The 8912-nt window shown below is 51.0% G+C and carries 7 protein-coding genes; all 7 read left to right on the top strand.

Translation table 11 applies throughout. The features are described 5' to 3' along the window. Window positions 1-780: 780 nt before the first annotated feature. The 7 genes from P9L94_17805 (at window position 781) to P9L94_17775 (ending at window position 8786) form a co-directional block, all read left to right on the top strand. Window positions 781-2697 carry an FAD-dependent oxidoreductase gene (locus tag P9L94_17805; GenBank protein MDP8245942.1) on the top strand — a complete coding sequence of 639 codons (1917 nt, stop codon included), beginning with the start codon at window positions 781-783 and terminating at the stop codon, window positions 2695-2697. Window positions 2698-2830: 133 nt separating this feature from the next. Beyond that, a complete protein-coding gene (locus tag P9L94_17800; protein MDP8245941.1) occupies window positions 2831-4756 on the top strand; it encodes a DUF115 domain-containing protein in 1926 nt (641 codons plus the stop codon). A 199-nt stretch (window positions 4757-4955) separates the two neighbouring features. Further along, the gene (gene rpoN, locus P9L94_17795; GenBank protein MDP8245940.1) at window positions 4956-6440 is read left to right on the top strand and encodes an RNA polymerase factor sigma-54; all 1485 of its coding nucleotides are present in this window, start codon (window positions 4956-4958) and stop codon (window positions 6438-6440) included. A gap of 210 nt (window positions 6441-6650) precedes the next feature. Beyond that, window positions 6651-6896, top strand: a complete 246-nt coding sequence (locus P9L94_17790) for a hypothetical protein (GenBank protein ID MDP8245939.1) — start codon at window positions 6651-6653, stop codon at window positions 6894-6896. Then, a complete protein-coding gene (locus P9L94_17785) occupies window positions 6896-7318 on the top strand; it encodes a type II toxin-antitoxin system VapC family toxin (protein MDP8245938.1) in 423 nt (140 codons plus the stop codon). The genes P9L94_17790 and P9L94_17785 overlap by 1 nt, the downstream gene beginning before the upstream one ends. A 106-nt stretch (window positions 7319-7424) precedes the next feature. Continuing rightward, a complete protein-coding gene (locus tag P9L94_17780; protein ID MDP8245937.1) occupies window positions 7425-8051 on the top strand; it encodes a hypothetical protein in 627 nt (208 codons plus the stop codon). A gap of 450 nt (window positions 8052-8501) precedes the next feature. Further along, window positions 8502-8786, top strand: a complete 285-nt coding sequence (locus tag P9L94_17775; protein ID MDP8245936.1) for a hypothetical protein — start codon at window positions 8502-8504, stop codon at window positions 8784-8786. The last annotated feature ends 126 nt before the right edge of the window (window positions 8787-8912 follow it).

Genomic DNA, 8912 nt, shown 5'->3' with positions numbered 1-8912 from the left:
GCATAAGGGCCTGAAAGCCCGCACTGAAGCGAGCAGAGTTGTACCCATGCCAATAACCAGCCTAATCATTCATCGGTTTGCGCTGTTTCACAATATCACAACATTGGCGTCGCAGATTTTATAACCAATCAAAAACGGCTCATCCGGTAAGTGAGTACCTATCCTTGATGGATGGACATGATTTTGATTCAGAAACAGGCTCCGGCAATTCACAAATTGACAAACCAATCAGGCATGGGTGGAACTCTGGGAGCGCCTGCGCATAAGGGCCTGAAAGCCCGCACTGAAGCGAGCAGAGTTGTACCCATGCCAATAACCAGCCTAATCATTCATCGGTTTGCGCTGTTTCACAATATCACAACATTGGTGTCGCAGAATTGATAACCGATCAAAAATAATCATCACCTGTTGCCCTATTTGAAACAGCAGGCACTCTTTTGTAACCTCTCATAATACACAACTCCGTCCGAAATTTGACGCATTAATTACTAAATGCAAGAAAATCAATCCACTACGTTTTCCTTCGCATTCCGTCATAAAATTGGCACAAGTTCTGCTTATAAAGAAAGACAACTGGAGTTTCAAACACTCCACGAAAAACAAAAAAATCTTCGTAATTCCTCCCCAAGCCCGATGTTTTCCCCTTTACATCGGGCCTTTTTTTTGTCCGCGCCGCGCGTGTCGCATTTCAACGCAATGTTTGTTACTATACAAATGTTTTTATTCATTCCGAATTGTTGAATTTATGAATTCGCAACATTTTTTTCCCGGGAGACTCCGATGTCGAAATCTGACCTGTCACGTCGACGCTTTCTACAAACCGCAGGCGCAGCAGCTGCCATCACGGGAGGCGCAGCGCCAGTCCCCGCCGAAGCGCGTTTAGACCAAAGCAAGTCGTCCATTAAAAAAGGCGACGGCAACGTGGTTGACCACTACATCATAGAAACCGACGTCGCCGTGATGGGCGGCGGCATGTCTGGCGTTTGCGCCGCCATCGCAGCAGCGCGAAACGGCGCCAAGGTGGTGCTCGTCCAAGACCGCTCCATCCTGGGCGGCAACGCCTCCAGCGAAGTACGCATGCACATCGTCGGCGCAGACCGCCACGGCGGCCGCAACGATACCGACGCCCGCGAGTCGGGCATTCTCGAAGAAATGCGCCTCGAAGAAGCAACCATCAATCCCTCGCGCTCCGCGCAGGTGTTCGACTATGTCATGTATGAATGGGCCAACCGCGAACCCAATATTACGCTGTTGCTCAACAGCCATTGCTGCGGCGTTGAGATGGCGGGCAAATCAAAAATCAAAGCGGTGCACGTCTCCCGCCATAGCACCGAAGACTACTTCACCATCTATGCGAAACAGTTTCTCGACTGCACCGGAGACGGACGACTGGGCGCGGAAGCCGGCGCCGACTATCGGCATGGCCGCGAAGCCCAAAACGAATACGGCGAACCGCTGGCGCCCGAAAAGGCTGATACGACAACGCTGGGCAGTTCCATCTTATTCGTCACAAAAAAACACGACCGCCCCATGCCGTTTCGCGCCCCCGCCTGGAGCCACAAACTGCCCCATGAAGGACTGTATAAACGCGGCGTCGGCTCCTGGGAATACGGCTACTGGTGGTGTGAGTGGGGCGGCGAACACGACATCATCAAAGACAACGAAATGGTCCGCGACGAGCTGGCCGCCGCCGCCTTTGGCATTTGGGACCACATCAAAAACAGCGGCAAGTATCCAAATAGCGAAAACTGGGCGCTCGATTGGATCGGCTACCTGCCCGGCAAGCGCGAGAGCCGCCGCTTTTTAGGGCCGCATGTGTTAACTCAACAAGAAGTGCAGCGCGGCGAGACCTTCGATGACGGCGTCGCCTACGGCGGTTGGCCGGTCGATCTGCATCCGCCCAAAGGCATCTGGGACGCCGAAGGGCCGTTCATTTCGATTCCAGGGCCGCTCTACAATATTCCCTTCGGCTGTTTGTATTCACGCAACATATCAAATTTATTGTTCGCCGGACGCAACATCAGCGCCAGCCACGTCGCCTTTGGCAGCACCCGCGTGATGGCGACTTGCGCCGTGATGGGACAAGCCGCCGGGACAGCGGCGGCGCTTTGCGTGAAACATGATTGCCTGCCGAATGAGTTGCACAAAGACAACATCCAGGAACTCCAACAGACCCTACTCAAAGACGACGCCTATATCATTGACGCCGCCAACAGCGATTCCGATGATCTCGCCCGCGACGCGACCGTGTGGGCCTCCAGCATGAAGCCGGGCTATAGCGCAGACAACGTAGCCAATGGCGTCGCTCGCGGCGTGTACGGCAAAAGAAACAAGTGGTCGTCAAACCCGCAGATGAAAATGCCGCAATGGTTGCATTTGCATTTCAACCAGCCGCACCGGTTTCGCGAGGTCCATCTGACATTCGATACGCGGCTCAACCGCCAGTTGTTCCTTACGCATAGCGACCACCACAACAGCCATGTCGTACGCGGCCCGCAGCCCGAAACCGTGCGCGACTATGAACTGATCGTCACCCACGGCAATCAAGAGCGCGTCATCGCCAAAGTAGAGGGCAATTACCAGCGCAAGCGCGTCCATAAATTCACGCCAGAATTAGGCGACGGGATTAAACTGCGCGTGTTGGCGACCAATGGCGATTCAACCGCAAACGTGTTTGAAATTCGCGCTTATGCGTAGTGAGTACAGATGCGACGTCGTGTTTTGTTTGATTGTTCGCTGAAAAAATACGCCGCAGGGGGCGTTTTGCGTCTGGACATCGTATTAAACCCGTTACAATAGAAGCCAACTTGCACAGGAAAGGCGGGCCGGGATGTCCGGCAGTCAATACTTTCAGAAAAACCTAACCGTTCTTCGCACCATTAACGAGGCGCAGGCTGAGAGCGTCGCCGCCGCCGCCACAAAACTGATCGAACGGACCTATCCCTGCAAGCGGCTCGAAGACGGTTGGGTGGAAACCTATGTCCCCACCCAATTCGACGGCTCCACCCAACGCGTGTTTACCAGCGGGCTCCCGCCCAAACAAGAAGTCGAGCAATGGACCGCCTCGCTGGAGATTGAACAAAACCGCGACCACGCCGTCATTTTATTGGGCATGGGGCTGGGCTATCACCCTATGGCGGTGTTGCAACACCTGCCGCAAAACGGCGTATTGGCGATGGTCGAACCGGACGCGTTGTTATTTCTCACCGCGTTCGTCCATGTCGATCTGTCACGAATGCTGGCGGACCGCCGCTTACATTTGTTCGTCGGACAACCGCTTAACAAAACCATCGACAGCATCGGCGCCGAGTTAGAATGGCCGCGCTTTTTGGTACTCTCGCACCAAGTCGCCGCAACGCCGCTGCTGGCTCGCGCCAATCCCGATTACCCTGCGCGCTTCGCCCAAGCCTGGCGCGACGCGCTGCAACGCGAAACCATGTACCGTCGTTCACGGGTCAATCACGGCGTTGAGGTCGTTAAAAACACCATCGCCAACGCAGACGCGCTGATGCGCTTTCCCGGCGTTAATCATCTTTGGGAGCAATTCAACGAAACCCCCGCCGTGCTGGCGGCGCCCGGCCCCTCGCTCGAACAACGCATCGACGCGCTCAAAGCCATGCAAGGCCGCGCCCTGATTACCTGCGTGAACTCGGCCTACCCCATTCTACGCAAACACGGGATCGCGCCGCATATCGTCTTCACCATGGACCACAACGAGCGCAACGCCCGCTCGTTTGATGAAGCCGCGCCTTCTGATGAAACCGTCCTGGTCGCCGACCCGCGCATTCACTCGCGCATCATTCGCCATTTTGGGGCGAATGTGATGATGGCCAGCTGGCGCACCACCCTCGAAACCACTGGCGCGCCCGCGCCCGTCGGGCAAATCCCCACGCCGGATCGCAGCGGGAATTCCATTTCAACATGGCTGCAAACCCTGACCGGCGATAAGGGCGACGTGTTCGGCTCCGGCAGCGTCACAGTGGCGGGCTTCCATATTTTGGCGCGTATGGGCTGCCGCCCGATTCTCTTAATGGGGCAAGACCTCGCCTTCAGCGGCGATAAAGCCTACGCCGACGGAACCATATTTGACGACAAATCGCTGCCCCGCGACGAACAAGTCAGCCACCATGTAACAAGCGTCACCGGAGACAAGATCGCAACCAGCGACACGCTCAACCTCTATCGTTTATTATTGGAACATGAGATCAAACGGTTTGGCGTCCCCGTGTTTAATCTCAGTTTGGGCGCAGACATCACCGGCGCGCCGCCTGCGGACCCCGCGAAGATAGGTAGCGCCTTTGCTGAAAATGAAACCGCCGCCCCCCAAGCCTTGCGTACCCTGCTCAGCCAATACCAACCGCACACAAACCGCAAAGTGTTACGCGAACAAATGCGCTCCGCCGTGCAGGAACTGCGCGGGTTCGCGGCGCAAGCGCGCGCAGGCATCAACACCATTCCTCCCGAAGAGTCGCCCAGCGAAACCAGCCGCGAAAAAATTGCGCGCGCACAAGGCCTGGAACGCCTCATTCAGGATTGCGCGAAAGAACACCCTCTCGCAATGGAACTGCTCAATGAGTTGCTGCAGGAAGCGCATTTCGATCATGAAGAAAACCGTTGGCGCCTGATGGTATTGCCTGAGACCCAGGGCGCCGAAGAAAGCCTGCGCTCCGCCGTACGCGTACTCGACGCTTTTGTCGCGCAGTCCGATTATTTACAAACGCTCTTGTTACAAAAGATCGAATTTTTAGAAAGATAATTTAAGACTTGTCTAATCAAAATCTGCTGCTACAGTAGTATTTAGAATTATTTTCCCCGTCCAGCGCACAGCCAAGCCGTGCCGTAAATTAAAACAATTCAATTAGATAAAAAACCCGAACCGCCCACACGCCATTGACACAGCCCTCTAAAAAGAGTAAATTGGCATGGAAATTTATACATAAATTTTGGTTCCAATTATGGATCAGAGATTACAACTTCAACAAAAGATGTCGCAGCGGCTGATTATGACGCCGCAGATGCAGCAGTCTATCCAACTGCTGCAACTGTCTACGTTGGAGCTAAACGAACTGCTGCAAGAAGAAATGGTCGAAAACCCCCTGCTAGAAGATGGGGAGGTCAACGATATCAATGATGACGCCAGCAACCGCGAAGAGTTTTCAGCCGACTCGACCCCCGAAGAAAAAGAAGCCCCCCCGAGCGACAGTTCAGACGACTCGTCTGACAGTTTAACCGATACCGGACGCATCGAGTTAGACGAAAACTGGGCCGACTATTTCGCCGACAGCAGCGATATCGGCTCCGTTACGCATGGCGCCTCGTCGTATTCCGAATCAGAAGACGACGACTCCAACATGCAAATCGCCCAGGAAGTTTCGCTCAAAGACCACCTGCTCTGGCAACTGGGCATTTCAACCAACGATTCAGACGAATATACCATCGGCGAATATATCATCGACCAGTTAGATGAAAACGGGTATCTGAACATCCCGCTGGAAGATATCGCCCTCACCTTTGATAAACCAGTTCCTGAAATTGAACGAATTTTGAAAATCTTCCATCGCTTCGAACCGCCGGGCATCGCCGCCCGGACGTTGGAAGAATGCCTGGAGATTCAATGCCGCCAGTTAGAAATTGACGACGACGACATCCTGCAAGTCATTCGCAACCACATGGAAGAGCTCGAACGCCGACGCCTGAAAGAAATTGCGCGGGCGCTGGGCGTCACCGAGAAGCATGTGCAGGAAATCGCCGACATCATCTCTCAACTCGATCCACGCCCGGGGATGCGCTATCAGGCGATGAGCAATGAATACATCAGCCCTGACGTGTTCGTCGAAAAGATAGACCATGAATGGCAGGTGCGCGTCAGCGACGACTCCGCGCCGCCGCTGCGCATCAGCCGCCGCTATAAAGAGATGCTGCAGAACCCCGACGGCGTTTCCAGCGAAGACCTCGATTTCATCAAGAAGAAATTTCAATCGGCTATCTGGTTGATCCGCAACATTGAGCAGCGCAAACGCACGCTATACCGCGTCACCCGCGCCATCATGGACAAGCAGGAAAGTTTCTTAGATGAAGGCCTCACCTCAATGAAGCCGCTGAAACTGCGCGACATCGCCGATGAGCTCGGCATTCACGAAGCCACCGTGTGCCGGGTGGTCAACAAGAAATACGTTCAGACGCCGCGCGGGTTGTTTGAGTTGAAATACTTTTTCTCGACGGGGTTAGACTCGACTGGCGGCGACGATATGTCAGCCAAAAGCGTGATGGAAATCATCCGCAACCTGATCGAAGACGAAGACATCAAAAAGCCGCTCTCTGACCAAAAGATTACCGAAATTCTTCACCGCGACTATGACCTCAACATCGCGCGGCGCACCGTCGCCAAATACCGCGAGAAGATGAGCATCCTCCCCACCTCCAAACGCAAACGCGTTTAGTTTGCGAATTGTTAGAAGTCCAATTCAAATTTTGGGGAGAGCGAACCTCCTGGTGAGCCGCAATTGAAAAAATGCGTTTCGCTGCTTCGCGGCTCGTCAGGAGACTCGCCCTCCCCTCGTTTCGGTCGTTTCAATCCCTAAAAATGACAATAAACAATCATTTGACATCATTGATTGCGTTGATTACAATGATATCAAAAGGAGATTTCTATGGCCAGCATCACCATTCGTGATTTGCCCGATCAAACAAAAGAAGCGCTGCGCGTCCATGCGGCCCAATCGGGGCTTTCTCTTGAGTCTTATGTCCGCCAAGTCCTGAGAGAAGCGTCCCAAGCCAATCGCTTAAAACCGGTTAGCATCCTCGATTTGGCTGAAAAGCATTTTGGCGCAAAGCGCGGCGTTAACGTCGAACTGCCGAAGCGAAAATCTCAACGTAAGCCTGTCGATTTTGACTGATGATTATTCTTGATACAAATGTGATTTCGGAACTCATGCGCGAAAAGCCGCATGAAAATGTGAAAGCATGGGTCGCGGCGCACAAACCAACGGATTTGTCATTAACCACGATAACCGTTGCGGAAATTCAAAGAGGGCTGGCGCGTCTCCCCAAAGGCAAGCGTCGTAGCGCACTCGAGCGCAGCTTTTCGGCTTTTATCAATGAAGCGTTTCGCGGGCGTATTTATTCATTTGATGAAGAAGCCGCTTTTATTTATGGAAGCATCGCGGCAAAGCGCGAGAAAGAAGGATTCAATACTGATGCCGTAGACTTAATGATCGCCGCAATCGTTAAAGCGCAAAACGCATCCATCGCAACGAGAAATACGAAGGACTTTGACGGCTGCGGCATTAAAGTCATTAACCCCTGGAAGCCGGAGTAATAACACTCTCAAGGTCTGCTCACCATCCCTCTGCTACTATACATGCAGAAAACATTGTGATAATTCTAGACAATAAATATCAGAAATTGCGTTTGGAGACACAACAATGAAGATATTGAATTGTATCGTTTATTTTTCTCTGGTTTTATTAATGAATGGGTGCGTAACGAATCAAGTACCAAGACTAACTACAGATCAGATTATCTGGAATCCTAGAACTGAATTTGGGGAGAGTTTTAAGCAAAAGCATTTAAATGAGTTCTATTACATAATAAGAAAAACTGAAGACTCGCCAGAGACTGCATCATTAAACTTTGTAGAAGATGGAATATCGGTCGTTTCAAATGAAAATTCAGTGGAAGAATATCAAATCATGTTGCATTTATACCATGGCGTAGTCTATAACACCTTAAAAACAACGTATCAATCAAGAGCGGCAAGTTCATACGCTAGAAATCTTTTTTCTCTATCAAAAAACATTGCATTTAATCCGGGTTTGCTAGACGATCAAAATATAAATGGTTGTTTAATTATACTGGAGTGGAAGGCAACAAACTTTCTAGATGACCCATACAAATTGCGTTCCTCTCAAGAAGGTATTACTGCATTTATACCTAAACAAGCTTTAAGAGATTATGCAAATATGAAAATATCAATACAAGAGTTGGAAAGACAATCTGTCTTCACGTCTTCTCTTGGAAGGATGGAACTTGATTTTTCTGATACAATTTAGTTTCTGAGGGAATTTCGAGACTAATTTATATACCAATACGTCGTCGAGCGAAGAGTAGCGCCCTTTGCGCTTGCGCATTTGGTCGATGCACAAGTTGCGGGCGATCCGAAACAACCAGGTTGAAAACGTCCCTTTTGAGCGGTCATAATCGTGAATCTTTTGGAATGCGCGTAAGAAAGCTTCTTGCCCGATTTCTTCCGCCCATTCACGGTTTTGGGTCATACGAAAGAGAAACCCCAGGATGCGCTGCTGCATGGCTTGAACAATACGGGCAAACGCCCGCGTGTGGCCCTTCTGGCATTGTTCCACCCATTCCTCAAGCACAGCCGCCTCCATGAATTTTCCTTTCGCTAATAACTTACGTGATTATCGGTCGCCGGGTTCCAAATCATGTATATTTTTTTTGTTCATCCGGTAAGTGAGTACTTACATTGATGGATGGCCATAATATTGATTCAGAAACAGGCTCCGGTATTTCAAAAATTAACAACCCAATCAGGCATGGGTGCGCCTCCGGGAGCGCCTGTGCACAAGGGCCTGAATGCCCGCACTGAAGCGAGCAGAGTTGTACCCATGCCTGATACAGCGAAAGATCAAAAATTCACGAAAAAGCGTCAAAAAAAACGCAATGCAATTTGTGATAAAGTATCCAAATACCGGAAGAACCATTTTTTTCTCAATAATGCAACGATTCATTCAAAAACATGTCTTCCTTCGAGAAACCAAACGATTTAAATACTACATTCTGTTATTAAGATATAATATTTAGACCAAGATTGAGCATTTAATCGTATCTCTTATTGAAAACCCGTTCATTTTTCTTTATGATAAATCCAATACTGGTATTCATTTTGCGCCATT

Source organism: Candidatus Hinthialibacter antarcticus (assembly GCA_030765645.1).
In the GTDB taxonomy this organism is placed as follows: Bacteria; Hinthialibacterota; Hinthialibacteria; order Hinthialibacterales; family Hinthialibacteraceae; genus Hinthialibacter; species Hinthialibacter antarcticus.
This window is presented reverse-complemented; position numbering and strand designations above follow the sequence as displayed.